Below are 17,277 nucleotides of genomic sequence, written 5' to 3'. Positions count from 1 at the left end.
TAAGGTCTCTTAGCTCAGTTGGTTCAGAGCACCTGCCTTACAAGCAGGGGGTCACTGGTTCGAATCCAGTAGGGACCACATCTTAAAAACTCCTTTCAAGAAATTGAAAGGAGTTTTTGTTTTCATTTATAATAAGTGTAATTATAATCTACTTTTACTGATTTTCCATTAGAAAGTATTGTATAACTTTTTATTAATTTTCTCTCATTTAATTGAATCTCCCCTACTTTTTCGAAATCTTTATTAGCAATTGATTTAAATACCTCTAATACTCCATTACCAATATCTTCAATTTTTATGTTTAATTTCAATGTACTATTACTTGACTGTATCTCCTTATTACTCTCATAAGGAAATATACCTGGAGCGGTTTCACATTCACTACTTGTATAATCTTTGCTATAACTAACAATACAATTATTTACCATCTTTTTTTGATCATAATAATTATTTTTTTCTTTATCAAGATCAGTATTAATCCAATAAACGTCTTCTAACAAATTTTGATTTTCTAGACGGTAAACTAATAGTTTTTTGAAATCTTTTTGTTGAATCAACCCCATTACTTGATTCTCTTTGTGAGTATAGATAGTCAACTGCTCATTTTCTAAAGTAGATTTTAGTAATTGATTATCAAATGTTAAAATAATGAGATCATCCGAATTACGTTTTTTAATCATTGTAGGAAATCCTTTTTCGTCAAAAGTAATTTTATTTAAATTTATTTTTTGATTTTCATTATCTAAAAAAGTCATTTCTATAGTTTTCAACTTAGAAAAATCTGCTTCTGAAAATATCCTATTTAAAGAAATTGTTTTATCAGCCCTAAGATTATCATAGACCAAAGTATTTATGATAGCCCCATTTACTTCTTTAGAAACTTTTGTAGGAATGTTGGTTTTGGTAAGCTCATCTATTTCTGCTTTCCATTTTTTTGTATTTGAAACATACGTAGATTCTTTTTGTACCCCTAATTGTTTTGCAACAAATTCAGTCGCATTTTGAAGATTTCCCTCTTTTACAATCGGTTTTTCATTCACATTTCCACTCCAAAAAATAATTCCTTGTTTTTGAGATCTCAACTTAATTGTTTCTTTAGGAAATTCTAAATCACTGTTCACACAAATATTGGAAATTGTAAAATCAGATGAATCAAAATTTCGACGAAGTTCTTCTTCTTCAGAAAGCACGCATGAAGAAGTTGAATAATCATTAATATAAATTAAAAAGACCTGTACCTTGTTAGCTTCGATTTTTTTATTCACAATAATCTTAGACTTACTAATCATATCCGGAAGTTGAGCTAAAAGAAAAGTCGGTGTAAATACCGATAATAAAAATAATAATTTCATCATAAAATCATTTTATATGAATTTTTTATATGTATTGAATGATTAATTCTGCTTAAACTAATTGAATAAAAAAGTTTATAGAAAATCATCAGATTTGATTACAAAAAAAACGTAATCATCTAAAATTCATTAGCTAATATAAGATAACGTAATTTATTTTACTTCATTTAAACATTTAAAAAATTAGGATTTCAGAATAAATTCGATTAAAAAAAAAATTATGCAGATAATTTAAAACATAGAAGTAGTAATTCAAACTCATTAGGGACCACAACAAAGAACTCCTTTCAATTTCTTGAAAGGAGTTTTATTTTGAATAATTTTTCAATGAACAAGGTTGTTTGTAATTATAGTAGAAGTTATCCTTTTCAAGGTTTCAAACCTTGAAAAGGATATTTTTTAAATAAACTGGGATCTCGATAAGGAAAAAGTTTAATTTTATTATTTAATCTGTTCTGAATTAGTAATAAACTGATTCTTCAGTTCTTCATTAATATTAGGAATTGTTTTGTAGATATAGGAATTCTCAAATAATTCGAAAGGATTATATATTACGATTAAATCACTTATATCATCTTCCTTTATTGCAATATATATTTCCAAAGTATCATTTTGTATATCTATAGAACCTTTATTAAAAATTGAAATTATATCGTCTAAAGAAATACTTTTACCTGTAAAACTCTTATCATAAGAACAACTTTTAATATGATAAATCGTGACATATTTAGACAAATCATTCTTGTCACAACTTTTAGTTAAAAGATTAAACCAACTATTCATAAAAAAACAATTCTTGTTCAAATAAATATAATAAAAAATCCCTCAGTTTTAGAACTAAGGGATTATCTTTTTAAAATCTTAATCTTACACCATTTTCGGTTGTAAAGGCTTTTTTACGGAAAAGGAATAAAGTAAGTCCTCCAATAAAAATAGCCGAATCTGCAATATTAAATACAGGCTGAAAGAACTTATAATGTTGCCCGCCTATAATTGGAATCCAAGAAGGCCAATCAAACTCTACAATTGGGAAATAAAGCATATCCACGACACAGCCCGTAAACCAACCAGAATAACCAGCGAAGTTTGGTTCTGCGATTCCTTGATAGCCTACCCAATCCTGAAACATTTCATTGTAAGTAGTTCCTTTATCGAAAATAACGCCATAAAAAATTCCGTCCAATACATTCCCTATTGCACCTGCCAAAACAAGCGCAATCGGAATGATAAAGAAGTTATTATTTAGTTTTTTCGACCATGCATTAATATAGTAGATAATCATTCCGATTAGAGCAATTCGTAGAAGTGACAAAACGATTTTACCAGTTTCTCCTCCGAAATGCATACCATATGCCATTCCAGGATTTTCTACAAATGCTATTTTAAACCAACCCAAAACATCTACGTCTTCACCTAAAAAAAAGTGTGTTTTTACGTAAAATTTTGAAATTTGGTCTATGATTAAAACCAAAATGGTAATGAGTACTACTTTTTTCAAAATACTTGATTAACGTTGCATATTTTTAGCTTCGATGCTTAATGTAGCATGCGGAACTAATTTCAAACGATCTTTGTTAATTAATTTTCCTGTTACACGGCAAATACCGTATGTTTTGTTCGAAATACGTAACAATGCATTTTTCAGGTCACGGATAAATTTATCTTGGCGAGCTGCTAATTGTGCATTTTGTTCTTTCGACATGGTTTCAGAACCTTCTTCAAACGCTTTGAACGTTGGAGACGTATCGTCAGTACCATTGTTACTATCGTTTGTGTAAGCTTCTTTCAATAATTCGTAATCTTTTATCGCTTGATCTAATTTCTCTTGAATTATTGCTCTGAACTCTTCCAATTCTGCGTCAGAGTACCTTACTTTTTCATCTGTTGTTGCCATACGCTTACAATTTAGTAATCGCAATTTGCGTCATCAATCCATTAATTTCAACCTCTGCCCCATTTGCAACTTGGTCTTGTAAAACAAGATCTTCTGCTAATGTCTCAGAACAAATGTAATCTTTGTTTTGCTCGACTGCATTTACGATTGATTCATCATTTTTTAAGTTAAGTATAATTTTGTCGGTTACTTCTAGTCCGGTTTCTTTTCGTAGATTTTGAATTCTATTTACCAATTCACGTGCAACACCTTCATTAATTAACTCTTCAGTCAATTGTAAATCAAGTGCTACTGTTAAGGTAGAATTAGACGCTACAGTCCATCCTGGGATGTCTTTTGTAGCAATTTCAAAATCTTCTAAATCTAAAGTTAATGTTTTGTTGTCAATTAACAAATCTATTTTACCTGATTGCTCTAATTTAACAATTTCTTCATTCGTCAATTCTGCTGTAGCAGCCGAAATAGCTTTCATTACTTTCCCATATTTCGGACCTAAAGTCTTGAAATTAGGTTTAATAGATTTTACTAAAAGATTTGACGCTTCTTCGTTTGTTAAAAGTTGTATTTCTTTAACGTTAACTTCTTGTTTCAATAATTCTGATACAGCTTCCAAATTAGCTTTCATTGTATCATTCAAGACAGGAATCATTACTTTTTGTAATGGTTGACGTACTTTATTATCACTCAATTTACGTAGTGATAAAATCATACTTGTTGCCGTTTGTGCTAAATGTGTTTGTTCTTCTAACTCTGCTTTAATCAATGACTCATCCACAACTGGGAAATCTGCTAAATGCACAGATTCTGCTGCATTTTTACCTGTAGCTGCGTTCAAATCTTTGTATAAACGATCCATGAAGAATGGCGCAATTGGCGAACCTAAAATTGAAATTGTTTCTAAAACTTTGTACAATGTTTGGTAAGCTGCAATTTTATCTTTCGAATAATCACCTCTCCAGAAACGTCTTCTTGATAAACGAACGTGCCAGTTTGATAAATTATCAATCACAAATTCTTGAATTGCACGAGCCGCTTTTGTTGGTTCATAATCTGTTAAAAATGCATCAACTTTTTTCGTTAATGTATTCAATTCAGAAATAATCCATTGATCCAATTCAGCTCTTTCATTTACAGGAATTTCTTCTTCCTCAAATGTAAATCCATCCACATTCGCGTATAAAGCGAAGAATGAATAAGTATTGTATAATGTTCCGAAGAATTTACGACGAACTTCGTCCACTCCAGCAATATCAAATTTCAAGTTTTCCCAAGGTTGCGCATTCGCAATCATGTACCAACGCGTTGCATCAGGACCATAAGTTGCCAATGTATCAAATGGATCGACAGCGTTCCCCAAACGTTTTGACATTTTTTGACCATTTTTGTCTAAAACCAATCCGTTTGACATTACATTTTTGTATGCTTTCGAATCAAAAACTAATGTTCCGATTGCATGCAATGTATAGAACCAACCACGTGTTTGATCGACACCTTCTGCAATAAAATCAGCTGGATACATTGTTCCGTTATCAATCAATTCTTTATTTTCGAATGGATAGTGAACTTGCGCATAAGGCATTGCTCCAGAATCAAACCAAACGTCAATCAAATCCGCTTCGCGTTTCATCGGTTTTCCAGATGCAGAAACTAACGTAATTTCATCTACTACATTTTTGTGTAAGTCGATCAAATCATAGTTTTCTTCTGTCATATTTCCAACTTCGAAATTTTGGAAAGGATTATAAGTCATTACACCTGCCACAATTGATTTTTCAATTTCAGCAACTAATTCTTCTACAGAACCAATTACAGTCACTTCGTCCCCTTCTTCAGTTCTCCAAATTGGCAATGGAATTCCCCAATAACGAGAACGAGATAAGTTCCAATCGTTCGCATTTTCTAACCAGTTTCCGAAACGTCCTTCACCAGTCGCTTTAGGTTTCCAATTGATTTCTTTATTCAATTCAACCATACGGTCTTTTACATCCGTTACTTTGATGAACCAAGAATCTAATGGATAATATAAAATAGGTTTGTCCGTTCTCCAACAATGTGGATAACTGTGTTTATATTTCTCTACTTTGAAGGCTTTGTTTTGCTCTTTCAATAAAATCGCGATTTCTACATCAACCGATTTTTCAGGAGCAGTTCCATCATCGTAATATTCATTTTTCACATATTTACCTCCGTAACCTTCTGGTAAATCCGCCACAAAACGACCTTGTAAATCTACTAAAGGAACAGGATTTCCGTGTGTATCTAACACCAACATTGGAGGAACACCAGCATCTTTTGCAACACGCGCATCATCAGCACCAAAAGTAGGCGCAGTGTGTACGATACCTGTACCATCTTCTGTTGTTACGAAGTCTCCAGGAATTACTTGGAAAGCATTCTCTGCATTTTCGTAAGGCAACGCCCAAGGTAATAATTGCTCATAACGAGTTCCAACTAAATCAGCACCTTTGTATTCTCCAACAATTTTGTAAGGAATTGTCTTATTTCCTGCCGCATAAACTTTGAAATCTTCTTCTGTTTCTGCTAAGAAATATGGTTTTCCAAATTGCTTAGAAACCAATGGTTTTCCTAAAATTACGCGAATTGGCTCGAATGTATATTGATTGAATGTTTCAACTACAACATAATCGATAGTTGGACCAACTGTTAACGCTGTATTTGATGGCAACGTCCAAGGCGTTGTTGTCCAAGCTAAGAAATACACATCTCCATCAAAATCATTAAATAAATCTGTCGAATCTTTCTTTACTTTAAATTGAGCAACAATCGTTGTATCTGTAACATCTTGATAAGTTCCTGGTTGATTTAACTCGTGTGAAGATAAACCTGTACCAGCTTTCGGAGAATATGGTTGAATTGTATAACCTTTGTACAACAAATCTTTGTTATAAATTTGTTTCAACAACCACCAAACAGACTCCATATATTTTGGTTTATACGTGATATATGGATCTTCCATATCCACCCAATAACCCATTTTTTCAGTCAAATCATTCCACAAATCTGTGTAACGCATTACTGTACGTTTACACGCTTCGTTATATTCTTCAATTGAAATTTTAGTTCCAATATCTTCTTTGGTAATTCCTAATTCTTTCTCAGTTCCCAATTCTACTGGTAAACCGTGCGTATCCCAACCCGCTTTACGAAAAACTTGTTTTCCTTTCAAGGTTTGATAACGACAAAATATATCTTTAATAGAACGTGCTAAAACGTGGTGAATCCCTGGCTTTCCGTTTGCAGAAGGAGGACCTTCATAGAACACAAAAGATGGATTTCCATCGCGCGTAGAAATACTTTTCTCGAAAACATTATTTTGTTTCCAATCTTCTAACGTTTCTTTTGAGACTTGTACCAAGTCTAAGTGCTTATATTCTCTAAACTTTTTTGCCATCGAATTCTTTCTTATTTCTTCTAAATCAAGGAGTGCGAATATAAGAAATTTTTACATATTTTTATTGCTATAGAAACGAAAATCATATTAATAATTGCTTAAATTTATCCCAACATTATAGATTTAACAATTCTTGAATAAAAATCAGATGATTTCAGATTTAATTCAGCATTAACCAAATAATTAACAACAATTTTTTAAGATATTTTTTCAATGAAAAAAGGCTTCAAATATTACTCAATTCTATTTCTAATTTTGCTTTTTGCAAGTTGTTCCAAAAACGAAGATTATACGGTTTTGATTCCGACAGATGCAGATTTTGTTGCGTTGATTAATCCAAAATCAATTGCAGAAAAAGGTAATTTTCAGAAATTAGAACAATACAAAATTTATCAATTAGCCGAAGGTGAAATTAAAAATCAAGATCCTACTTTTGATCAATTATTAAATGATATCAAAAACAATCCGACCTCAGCAGGCCTAGATATTATCAGTCCTATTTACCTTTTTGGACAAAAAATTAATGGAAAAAATATGGTGGCGTTGATTACAAATATGCGCGACAAAGATCAATTTGAAAAACATTTATCAACGATTTACAAAGGTTTATACAAAAAAGATATTTCTTTTGAAAAGAAAGATGGTTTTACAACGATCTCTGGATTCAATAAACCGTTTATGGCTTGGAATAAATCTCAATTCTTATTGATTGTTTCTGAATTTGGTGTTGGAGAAAAAGCGATTCAAGATTATTTTACGAAAATTATCAACGATAAACATTCACTTGCGAAGGAAAATAATAGTTTTGGAGATTTTGTCAAAAACTCACAGGATATCAACATTTGGTACACTGGAAACTTTTTGAAAAACTTCTCGAAACATGAAAGTTCTGAAAAGAAAAACCTTGATTTTACAAAAAGCTCTTGGGTTAATTTTATTTCATTTACTTCGGACGGAATTAGTTTTACGCAGAAATTTCATCCAGATGCAATTACAAAAGTTGAATTGCAAAAACATCCGATGTGGAAATCGAAAATCAATACTGATTTTTTTAAATATTTTCCTGCGCAAAGTTACATGAATATTGGACTTGGAATTTATCCTGCCAACACGCGTTATGTATTCGAAAATCAAAATTTCTTAACTACTTTTTTAGAACAATATGACATTGATTTGAACAAACTAGAGCAAAGTTTTGAAGGCGAAGCTTTGTTTAGTGTTTATGATTTTGAGATTGGAAAAGCATTCAATCCAAATGATTTTTTTGGTAAGGAAGAAGCTTTTATTAAGCAAGTTGTTTATCCGCAATTTGTTTTAGGAGGAAAAATGAAAAACGATCTTTTCTTCAACGAATTTATTAAAGCCCATCAAGAAAATATTCAGAAAATTGGACCTTATTACATGCTGCCAATTTCGACAAATATGAAGATTTATATGGCGTACAAAAACAATTTGATGTACATCACAAATAATCAATCGATTATGAATCAATATTTGAACAACATGGTAAGTTCTTCAAATTTTGTTACATCAGAATATGCTACAAACGCTTCAAATCCGATGTTTGGTTACGTGAATTTAAATTTTGATCAATATCCAAAAGAAGTTCAAAAATATATTTATCAACAAATTCCGTTCGGAAACACGAAAGAAATGCAAACGGTTTTATCTTATTTTGATCACATCGATTACCGCGTTTCGAATGAATACACAAAAACAGGAAAAATACATATGAAAAAGACGGATAAAAATAGTTTGGAAGTGATTTTCTTACTTTTGGACCAAGCTTATTCACTATTTTTCAATCAAGCTGCACAACAAAATGGAAATTAAAATCAGTCAACTTGTTCCGCATCCTTTGAAAGAATTTGGGTTCGAACAATCTGAAATTTGGAAAAATACATACACTTTTTCAAGCGGAAATATTTATCAAATCGTTGCACATTCTGGTGTTGGAAAATCGACGTTGATTAATATTTTGTACGGTGATAGAAAAGATTATGACGGAGAAGTTTTGTTTGATGGACAAAATATTAAGAATTATTCTTTGAATGATTGGACAAAAATTAGACGCGAAAAAATTGCGTATGTTTTTCAAGGTTTGCATTTGTTTGAAGAATTAACTTTGATGGAAAATATCCAATTAAAAAATGTATTAACACAACATCAATCCGAAAATCAAATTATTGAATGGATTGAAAAAGTTGGTTTAAAAAGTCATTTACATCAAAAAGCGATTCATCTTTCTTATGGTCAACGTCAACGAATTGCTGTGATTCGCGCACTTTGTCAACCATTTGATTTTCTACTTTTGGACGAACCTTTTAGTCATTTAGATGAAGTGAATCAACAACTTTTGACTGATTTAGTTACCAAAGAAGCTGCAAAAAATAACGCTGGAATCATCTTTACAAGCTTACACGAAATTCACGATAAACGCCTTTCAAATGTCATTCAACTCTAAAAATTTAATTGAAAAATTGGTTCGTAAAAACCTAAGTTTCTTGCGAATTACAACCTTTTGTTTTTTCTCTATCATTGGATTTTTTATCTTGATTTTGGCTGGAACAATTTATTTGGATTATGCCAAAAATTTTGGAGAAGATAGTTCAGTTTGGAAAGCAAATTATGTGGTCTTAAACAAAAAAATATCGTCTTTACAAACGTTGACTGGAGAAAAACCAAGTTTTAGTGAAAATGAAATTAACGATTTGAAATCGCAAAATTTTGTAGCAAAAGTCGGAACATTCAAAAGCAGTCAATTTCCTGTGAAATTACAAGTTGGTGGAGTTGCTGGAATTCGTGGTTTTTCGACTGATTTATTTTTTGAATCTGTTCCAGAAGACTTTATTGATGTAAAAGAATCTGATTGGAAATGGAAAGAAGGACAAGATTTTATTCCGATTATTATTCCGAAAAGTTATTTGAATTTATACAATTTTGGTTTTGCAACAAGTCAAGGTTTACCACAAGTTTCGGAAGGATTATTTACTAAAATTCCTTTTCAATTGATTTTAGGAAAAGGAGAAAATCAGAAAGTATATCAAGCAAGAATTGTCGATTTTACGACTAAAATTAATACCATTTTAGTTCCCGAAAACTTTTTGGAGTGGGCAAATCAAACGTATGCACCTCAAAAAAATACTGAACCTTCAAGAATTGTTGTTGAAACGAAATCTCAAGGAGATGAAAATGCTTCGACTTATTTTGAGCAACAAAATTATGATATCAACAAAGATGAATTGAAAAATAATGAATTGACGTATTATCTAAAATTAGCTTTTTCGTTGGTTTTATTTATTGGTTTAATCATTGTTTTTGCAGCGATTTGGTTGATGATTATTAATTTTCAATTGATGATTGAAAAGAACAAGCATAAAACGAAAGATTTATTTTTGATTGGATATAACATCAATCAATTAGCTCGTCCGTATCTGAAATTTTCGATTATATTTATGTTGATTAGTTATCTTATTTCGATTCCGTTAGTTTATTTTGTTTTAGATATCATTAAAGAAAAAGTCGGAAAATTTATGGCAACAGAAACTTCTCACCTTTGGGAAGTGATTGGTTTTGGACTAATCATCGTGATTATTTTATTCATCATTAATAAAATAATTTTGACACAATCGATCAAAAAAATTGCATTGAAAGATTAATGCTAAATTTTATAAAACCATAAAAAAGGATTCTGAAAAACTCAGAATCCTTTTATTTATACTTAAATATTCTCGATTAGAATGAATATCCAACACCTACAGAAAACGAATGATTTTTCACATCACCAACTTCTATATTGTTGTTGTTTTTATTATCTCCTATTTTAGTTAATCCCATATAGTATCTCGCTCCAACATTGATATTATCTGTTACATTATATCCCAAACCAAAGTTAACACCGAAATCAAAATCTTTCACATTATCTTTAATGTCAGTTTTTTCTTCCGTATTGTACACGGTATTGTTTACATAAGTACTAACTTGCGTTTTATTACTCGCATATACATTATATCCAAATTGAGGTCCAGCCTCTATATTAAAGCGACTTCCAGCAGGATAAAATTGAAGCATTACTGGAACTTGAATATAATCTAAAGTCGTTTTATTGTAATTTTTTACCGTCGTGTTTCCAACTTCTGTTACGTCAGTTTTTTCTCGTCCCCCCGTTCTTGTAAAATTAACCTCTGGCTGAACTGCAAACTGTTCTGTAATTGGAAAATGTCCATAAAAACCAGCTCCAAAACCAACCTTATAATCATTATTGTTCACGTCTTTTCCGTTAAATGAAGACATATTTGCACTTGATTTAATACCAAATTGTGCAGATGTTGTTTTTTCTTGTGCGCTCAAACTAACAACTCCTAACATTGCAGCAGCAATAAAAAATAATTTTTTCATCTTTTTAAATTTTATAGTTCTAATTATGATGCATTCATAATTTCAAGTGCTGTGCCAAATAGTGTTAAAATCAGACTTTAACAATCTTAAAACAATGATTAACAATGGTTTTAATTCAAATATTTAACATTTAAAGAATTGAATTAAAATGAAAAAGCTACATCTTTCGATGTAGCTTGTATCAATTATAAGTTGTTCTTTAATTAGAATTTATATGCAAATCCTACAGATATTGCATCAGCATTGAATTTTTTACCATCCAAGTTTTTATTATCTGTAGCAATTCCTTTATACCCTGCATATACGTCAAAGTTAGCAGCAGAATATCCTAATTTAGGTTGCCAAAATAAACCTCCGTCCATTTCACTTTTTGTCGCAAAAGCATAACCTAAGTCACCACCAATAAATATATTGTTACTAAATTCATATTTTGCTGTAGCCGCTAATGGAACAAATCCGAAATCTTCTACAGTATAAACTGTTTGATTATTAATTTTTAAGTCTTTACCAATAAAATGATCATATCCAACTTTTGCTCCTAATTTGAAATTACTTGCAATTGGGTGTAAATATGCCACATCAGCTCCTAAATTGAAAGAAGAAATATCTGATGCACTTCCCACTGGAATTCCAATATGAACACCTCCTTCTATACCTGTTGTTTGCGCTGAAACTCCTACTAAACCTGCAACTGCAAAAGCTGCTGTTAATAATACTTTTTTCATTTTTATATATTTTTAAAAGATTTACAATTTTGTTAAACTTATTTGTATAATTTCAATTTGTATGCCAAACTCTAAAAATCAATAATGATAAAACATACTAAAATTAACAATTACTTAATATTCAAAACTTTATTTCACAAAAAAAGCTCCAAAATAATTTTGGAGCTTTTCTATTTTTATTGATTTGACTTATTGTCCGACCATTTTGTATAAAATATTCTGTTGTTGTTTCGCATAATTGGTATCAATTTCTGCTGCTACACCAATCATTTCGTCTAAATAATTAAACTGATTCATGATTTTTGCTTGATCAGCTGCATCAACTTTTCCATCTGCAACAACTTCTTTATATAAGGTTTCGAATTTCTTTAAAACAGGATTATAAGCAGATTCGAAAACTTTCAATGCTTTTTCCTTGTCACCTCTTTCACCTAAAGCGGAAGCCTCATTGTAGATTGACATCATCAAATCATTTTTAGCCGCGGCTAAATCTGAACCAATTGAATATCCTTTCCCTGAAGGCAACGATTCGAAGAAAGCAATTTTCGCATTCGCTTCTTTACGAACATGTGCAAATAATTCTTGCGCTTTTTTATCCTCACCAGCTTTCAAATAAATTCCAGCAATTCTACTTACCCCATAACCAATATCGTATTTCGCTAAAGCAGGAATTTCTAACATCACTTTGTCTAAAACTGCAATCGCTTCTTTTTTACGTCCAGCATTCAATAAATCATCTGCCAAACGAACCGCCGTATTTCTATAAGAAGATGTGTAGTTACGCTCTGTCAAACTAAATGAAGCATCAGGGTTATTATAACCAGACCATTTGTATGAATTGAATGTTCTTAACAACATATCATTATCAGAAGCTCCAATAATTCCTCCTTTACCAAAAGGCGTATAAATAGGAACTAATTTATAACTCATTCCAGCATTCAATAAATAATCATTCATGTAGAATGTATTTTCTGGATCAGAAATTCCTCCTCCACTAAAGTAAATAGGACGATCCCAATTGTATTTCGCCATCATTGACAACAACAACAAATTGTTTTTGAATAAACTTGACGCTTTGATATTAATTGTGATTGAATCAACCATTTTATCTGCATCTTTTGCACTTACAATTCCGTATTTTAGCGCGTTTGCTTTATTTACAGGAACAACAATTTTAGAAACAGGTAAATAATTTGCTCCACCAATTGGATAACCAAAATAATCTGCTAAAGCTTGTTTCTCTGGTGATTTATTATCTAAAATAAAATCCATTGCTTCTTTAGCAGTCATACTATCTGTTGTGATATATTTTTGCAAAGGTTTTAAACTTTTATAAACTGACATCACTTGGTTTGGATCAATTTCAGGATCAGATAAATATTGACCAACTTGCTCGATTGGCATTTGACTTAACGTTTCTAATGTTTGATTAGACCCTGGTTTAATGAAACCATTTATTTGATCAAAAATATTTTTAATAGAACCTCCAACAACAAAAATTTGATCGTTAGTTCCAGATTGATAATCTTTCGGTTTCAAATCACTTGGAAGTGGCGCTGCATTGTATGTTCTGCGTAATAATTGCTCTAAATTCCATGGAGAAGCAGCCAACGTTAAATTCGCAATTTTTACATCATCACGGAAATTTTCGGTTTCTTGTAATCCCCAAAGTGGATAAGTATCATTGTCACCATACACGAAAAGAATGGCGTTTTTATCAAGCGGATTCAGATAATTGTAAGCCAAAGAATAAGCTACAGAACGCTCAGAACGATCGTGATCGTCCCAGTTTTGAGCTCCCATTAAAATTGGAATACCAGCTAAAATTACAGTTGTTCCAATTGCTAAAGACGGTTTCAATTCTTTCTTCATCAATTTTTGAAGTAATAAATAAACTCCTTGTACACCCAATCCTGCCCAAATCGAAAATGCATAGAAACAGCTTACTAATGCATAATCACGTTCACGAGGCTCGAAAGGTTTTACAGATGTATAAAAGATGATTCCGACACTTGTTAAAATAAACAATGACAACAATGACCACCAGTTGACAAAATTTCTGTTTAATTGTGTAAATAATCCGATTAAACCTAAGAATAATGGTAACATGAAATACACATTTGTTCCATCATTTCTATATTCATCTGGTAATTTTGATTGATCTCCTAAACGTGGATTATCAATAAATGGAATTCCTGAAATCCAGTTACCTTTTGTAATCTCGAAATTACCTTCTAAATCATTTTGACGACCAGAGAAATTCCACATAAAGTAACGGATAAACATATAGTTGATTTGGTAATCAATAAAGTAATTAAATTGTTCACCAAATGTAGGTGGTTCGATATCTAAAATCTCACCATATTTCTTAAGTTCTGCGACTTTTAATTGTCTATTTTGACGCTTTTCTACCAATTGAGCGTACATTTGCTGCGCTTCTTTATCACCAGCATATTGTGCATTCAAAGAGAATTTTGGAAAAGCATAAACTGCCGCATAATTCTCCATCACACCTGGGTCTGGACTAAACATTTTAGGGAAAAACTTTACATATTTATCTTCGTATGTATAATCTAAACGATCCGAAACTTTCAAATATTTTCCTGTACGTTGATCCTTGATATATTCAGAACTACGAACTGTACTTTCTGGCGCTCCATTTGCATCACGCTTAATTCCGTCATTTGCAATATGAGCCGTAAAAACTGGTCCGTACATTACCGGCCAAGAACCGTATTGTTCACGATTAAAATAATCTAAAACACCTAAAGCTGTGTCTGGATCATTCAAATTCATGTGAGGATTTGCGTTGGCACGAATTGGAATAACTAACCAACATGAGAAACCAATCAACATAAAAATCACACACCACGAAATTGTATTCAATAATGCTGAACCATATTTCTGCGTTAATTTAATTGCAAAATAGAAAACTGCAACTAAAATAATAGCAGCGATAATTGTCCCAGAATTGAAAGGCATTCCCAAATTATTAACTACATAAATCTCTGTTCTACCAAAGAATGTCATTACAACTGGGAAAATTATTTTGAATACAAAAGCTAAAATAATCAACGTAATTACATTTGCGATTAAGAAACTTTTGATTGTAAATCTATATTTTCGAGCATAGTAAACAAAACAAACTGCTGGAATTGCTAACATTGCCATTAAGTGAACACCAATTGATAAACCAATTACCAACGAAATAACCACTAACCATTTGTTTCCTCTAGGTGTATCAGCGACTTGATCCCATCTTGTAATCAGCCAAAATAATAACGCTGTGAAGAAAGATGCCATTGCATAAACTTCTCCTTCTACCGCAGAAAACCAGAATGTGTCACTAAACATAAAAATTGCAGCTCCAACTAATCCACTTCCTAATGTTATAATTTTTTGAGAAGCATTTAGTTCAATCGCATCAACATTCATAGGATCTTGTGTTTTTGCAAACATTTTTCGAGCAAAATATGTAATTGTCCAAAACAAAAACATAATTGTTCCTGCGCTATATAAGGCAGATGTACTGTTGATTAATATGGCATATTTGCTTCCGTCACCAAAAGCTAAACCAGACCAAACAGCTCCCATTATTTGGAACAAAGCTGCTCCTGGTGCATGCGTAACTCCTAATTTTGCTGATGATACAATGTACTCACCACAATCCCACAAACTCAGGTAACGTTCCATCGACGCCAAATACAATATTGTCGCTATCAAGAACATCGCAACACCCAAGATGTTGTTCCACTTTTTGAAATTTATATCCATTTTGTTTTAATAAACTATCTTGCGAAAATAAGATAAAAAATTGATATAGCTTAGGATTGAAATGATTAAATTCTGATTAGAATCTCATGTAAACAATATTGGTTTATCGAATATTTTAAAATTAATTTTAAAGTTTCTAATCGATTCATTTACATATTAACAAAACATCAAATCCTTCAAAATAAAGATACATTTTCTCAAATAGTTTTGATTCTAAACTTTTTTCATCTAAATTTGCAATGCAAAAAGCAATGCCTTTAACAGACAAAATTCTACAAACGGGCTTCACTTTTGACGATGTGTTATTAGTGCCTGCCTACTCAGAGATATTACCGAACCAAGTATCTCTACAAACAAGATTCACAGACAATATTACCCTTAACATTCCGATAGTTTCTGCTGCAATGGATACTGTATCCGAAGCAAGATTAGCGATTGCATTAGCGCGTGAAGGAGGTTTATCTTTCGTTCACAAAAATATGTCGATCGAAGAACAAGCGAATGAAATTGATATGGTAAAACGTTCGGAAAACGGAATGATTTCTGATCCAATTACTTTATCTCGTCATCACAAGTTGCAAGACGCTGTAAACTTAATGGAGAAATACAAAATCTCTGGTTTACCTGTTGTTGAAGAGGATAGAACATTGGTTGGAATTATTACAAATCGTGATATTCGTTACCAAGAAAATTTCGATCAATTGGTAGAAGATGTGATGACAAAAGAAAATATTGTAACTTCTGATATTGATACTGACCTTAAGAAAGCAAAAGAAATTCTTTCTCGTTACCGTATCGAAAAATTACCAATCGTTGACGAAAACAATAAATTAATTGGATTAATCACAATTAAAGATATTGACAACTTAACCGAATTCCCTAACGCATGTAAAGACACAAAAGGTCGCTTACGTGTTGGAGCAGGTGTTGGAGTTGGTGCTGATACATTAGAACGCGTTCAAGCCTTAGTAAACAAAGGTGTTGATATCGTAGCGTTAGATTCGGCTCACGGACATTCTGCTGGAGTAATTAGTAAAGTAGCTGAAGTTAGAAATGCTTTCCCAGAATTAGATATTGTTGGTGGAAATATTGTAACTGCTGAAGCTGCAAAAGCTTTGATTGATGCTGGAGCAAATGCTTTAAAAGTTGGTGTTGGACCAGGATCTATCTGTACAACTCGTGTTGTAGCTGGTGTTGGTGTACCTCAACTTTCTGCTATTCATGATGTACATTCTTACGCAAAAACAAGAAACGTTTCGATTATTGGAGATGGAGGAATCAAATTATCAGGTGATATTGTAAAAGCAGTTGCTGCTGGTGCAAACTTGGTGATGTTAGGAAGTTTATTCGCTGGAACAGATGAAGCGCCAGGAGAGGAAATTATCTTCCAAGGTCGTAAATTCAAAGCATATCAAGGAATGGGTTCTTTAGCTGCAATGAAACGTGGTTCTAAAGATCGTTATTTCCAAGCTGATGCGAAAAAATTAGTTCCAGAAGGAATTGAAGGTCGTGTTCCTCACAAAGGTTCTATTGCAGAAGTTGTTTACCAATTATGTGGTGGATTACGTGCTGGAATGGGATACTGCGGAACTCCAACAATTCAAGATTTAATTGAAAACGGAAAATTTGTACGTATCACAGGTGCTGGTTTACACGAATCTCACCCACATGATGTTGTGATTACAAAAGAAGCTCCTAATTATTCGAATTAAGAGTTTATAA

General features: G+C 31.9%; 12 protein-coding genes and 1 tRNA gene. 5 read left to right on the top strand and 8 right to left on the bottom strand.

The annotated features are described in order from the left end of the window. The first annotated feature begins 3 nt into the window (after positions 1–3). Positions 4–78, top strand: a tRNA-Val gene (locus tag N5D90_RS16225). A 44-nt stretch (positions 79–122) separates the two neighbouring features. Here the strand turns inward: N5D90_RS16225 and N5D90_RS16220 are convergent. From N5D90_RS16220 to ileS, 5 genes are all read right to left on the bottom strand, one after another. After that, a complete protein-coding gene (locus N5D90_RS16220) occupies positions 123–1,355 on the bottom strand; it encodes a hypothetical protein (protein WP_280063322.1) in 1,233 nt (410 codons plus the stop codon). Between the two features lie 438 nt (positions 1,356–1,793). After that, entirely contained in the window at positions 1,794–2,135 is a 342-nt protein-coding gene (locus tag N5D90_RS16215; protein ID WP_280063321.1) for a hypothetical protein, read from the bottom strand. 70 nt (positions 2,136–2,205) lie between these two features. Then, entirely contained in the window at positions 2,206–2,850 is a 645-nt protein-coding gene (locus N5D90_RS16210; protein ID WP_280063319.1) for a lipoprotein signal peptidase, read from the bottom strand. 9 nt (positions 2,851–2,859) lie between these two features. Continuing rightward, on the bottom strand, positions 2,860–3,246 hold the full coding sequence (locus N5D90_RS16205) for a TraR/DksA C4-type zinc finger protein (RefSeq protein ID WP_115001530.1): 387 nt from the start codon (positions 3,244–3,246) through the stop codon (positions 2,860–2,862). Between the two features lie 4 nt (positions 3,247–3,250). After that, a complete protein-coding gene (ileS, locus tag N5D90_RS16200) occupies positions 3,251–6,658 on the bottom strand; it encodes an isoleucine--tRNA ligase (protein ID WP_280063317.1) in 3,408 nt (1,135 codons plus the stop codon). A gap of 213 nt (positions 6,659–6,871) precedes the next feature. Between ileS and N5D90_RS16195 the strand changes: the two genes are divergently transcribed. Genes N5D90_RS16195 through N5D90_RS16185 form a run of 3 tightly spaced genes read left to right on the top strand, consistent with a single transcriptional unit; the run spans position 6,872 to position 10,317 of the window. Next, entirely contained in the window at positions 6,872–8,491 is a 1,620-nt protein-coding gene (locus tag N5D90_RS16195; protein ID WP_280063316.1) for a DUF4836 family protein, read from the top strand. Further along, entirely contained in the window at positions 8,481–9,122 is a 642-nt protein-coding gene (locus tag N5D90_RS16190) for an ATP-binding cassette domain-containing protein (RefSeq protein ID WP_038331905.1), read from the top strand. Before N5D90_RS16195 ends, N5D90_RS16190 begins: the two co-directional genes overlap by 11 nt. Next, a complete protein-coding gene (locus N5D90_RS16185; protein WP_280063314.1) occupies positions 9,106–10,317 on the top strand; it encodes an FtsX-like permease family protein in 1,212 nt (403 codons plus the stop codon). Before N5D90_RS16190 ends, N5D90_RS16185 begins: the two co-directional genes overlap by 17 nt. Before the next feature lie 76 nt (positions 10,318–10,393). On the opposite strand, the gene N5D90_RS16180 is transcribed toward N5D90_RS16185, so the two are convergent. The 3 genes from N5D90_RS16180 to N5D90_RS16170 all read right to left on the bottom strand — a co-directional run bounded on the left by N5D90_RS16180 (position 10,394) and on the right by N5D90_RS16170 (position 15,555). Then, positions 10,394–11,056: a porin family protein gene (locus tag N5D90_RS16180; RefSeq protein WP_280063312.1), complete on the bottom strand. Its 663-nt coding sequence runs from the start codon at positions 11,054–11,056 to the stop codon at positions 10,394–10,396. A gap of 203 nt (positions 11,057–11,259) precedes the next feature. Further along, a complete protein-coding gene (locus N5D90_RS16175; RefSeq protein WP_280063310.1) occupies positions 11,260–11,781 on the bottom strand; it encodes a hypothetical protein in 522 nt (173 codons plus the stop codon). A 189-nt stretch (positions 11,782–11,970) separates the two neighbouring features. Then, on the bottom strand, positions 11,971–15,555 hold the full coding sequence (locus N5D90_RS16170; protein WP_280063308.1) for a DUF2723 domain-containing protein: 3,585 nt from the start codon (positions 15,553–15,555) through the stop codon (positions 11,971–11,973). A gap of 251 nt (positions 15,556–15,806) precedes the next feature. Between N5D90_RS16170 and guaB the strand changes: the two genes are divergently transcribed. After that, the gene (gene guaB / locus N5D90_RS16165) at positions 15,807–17,267 is read left to right on the top strand and encodes an IMP dehydrogenase (protein WP_115002117.1); all 1,461 of its coding nucleotides are present in this window, start codon (positions 15,807–15,809) and stop codon (positions 17,265–17,267) included. Positions 17,268–17,277: the final 10 nt, after the last annotated feature.

This window comes from Empedobacter sp. GD03797, assembly GCF_029842105.1.
GTDB lineage: Bacteria > Bacteroidota > Bacteroidia > Flavobacteriales > Weeksellaceae > Empedobacter > Empedobacter falsenii_C.
Note: the sequence above shows the minus strand (reverse complement) of the source record. Positions and strands in the feature narration are given on the sequence as shown.

Excerpts from the sequence above, each read along its gene's own strand:
- N5D90_RS16220 (WP_280063322.1), bottom strand. The coding sequence starts at position 1,355 with ATGATGAAATTATTATTTTTATTATCGGTATTTACACCGACTTTTCTT.
- N5D90_RS16215 (WP_280063321.1), bottom strand. The coding sequence starts at position 2,135 with ATGAATAGTTGGTTTAATCTTTTAACTAAAAGTTGTGACAAGAATGAT.
- N5D90_RS16205 (WP_115001530.1), bottom strand. The coding sequence starts at position 3,246 with ATGGCAACAACAGATGAAAAAGTAAGGTACTCTGACGCAGAATTGGAA.
- ileS (WP_280063317.1), bottom strand. The coding sequence starts at position 6,658 with ATGGCAAAAAAGTTTAGAGAATATAAGCACTTAGACTTGGTACAAGTC.
- N5D90_RS16195 (WP_280063316.1), top strand. The coding sequence starts at position 6,872 with ATGAAAAAAGGCTTCAAATATTACTCAATTCTATTTCTAATTTTGCTT.
- N5D90_RS16190 (WP_038331905.1), top strand. The coding sequence starts at position 8,481 with ATGGAAATTAAAATCAGTCAACTTGTTCCGCATCCTTTGAAAGAATTT.
- N5D90_RS16185 (WP_280063314.1), top strand. The coding sequence starts at position 9,106 with ATGTCATTCAACTCTAAAAATTTAATTGAAAAATTGGTTCGTAAAAAC.
- N5D90_RS16180 (WP_280063312.1), bottom strand. The coding sequence starts at position 11,056 with ATGAAAAAATTATTTTTTATTGCTGCTGCAATGTTAGGAGTTGTTAGT.
- N5D90_RS16175 (WP_280063310.1), bottom strand. The coding sequence starts at position 11,781 with ATGAAAAAAGTATTATTAACAGCAGCTTTTGCAGTTGCAGGTTTAGTA.
- N5D90_RS16170 (WP_280063308.1), bottom strand. The coding sequence starts at position 15,555 with ATGGATATAAATTTCAAAAAGTGGAACAACATCTTGGGTGTTGCGATG.
- guaB (WP_115002117.1), top strand. The coding sequence starts at position 15,807 with ATGCCTTTAACAGACAAAATTCTACAAACGGGCTTCACTTTTGACGAT.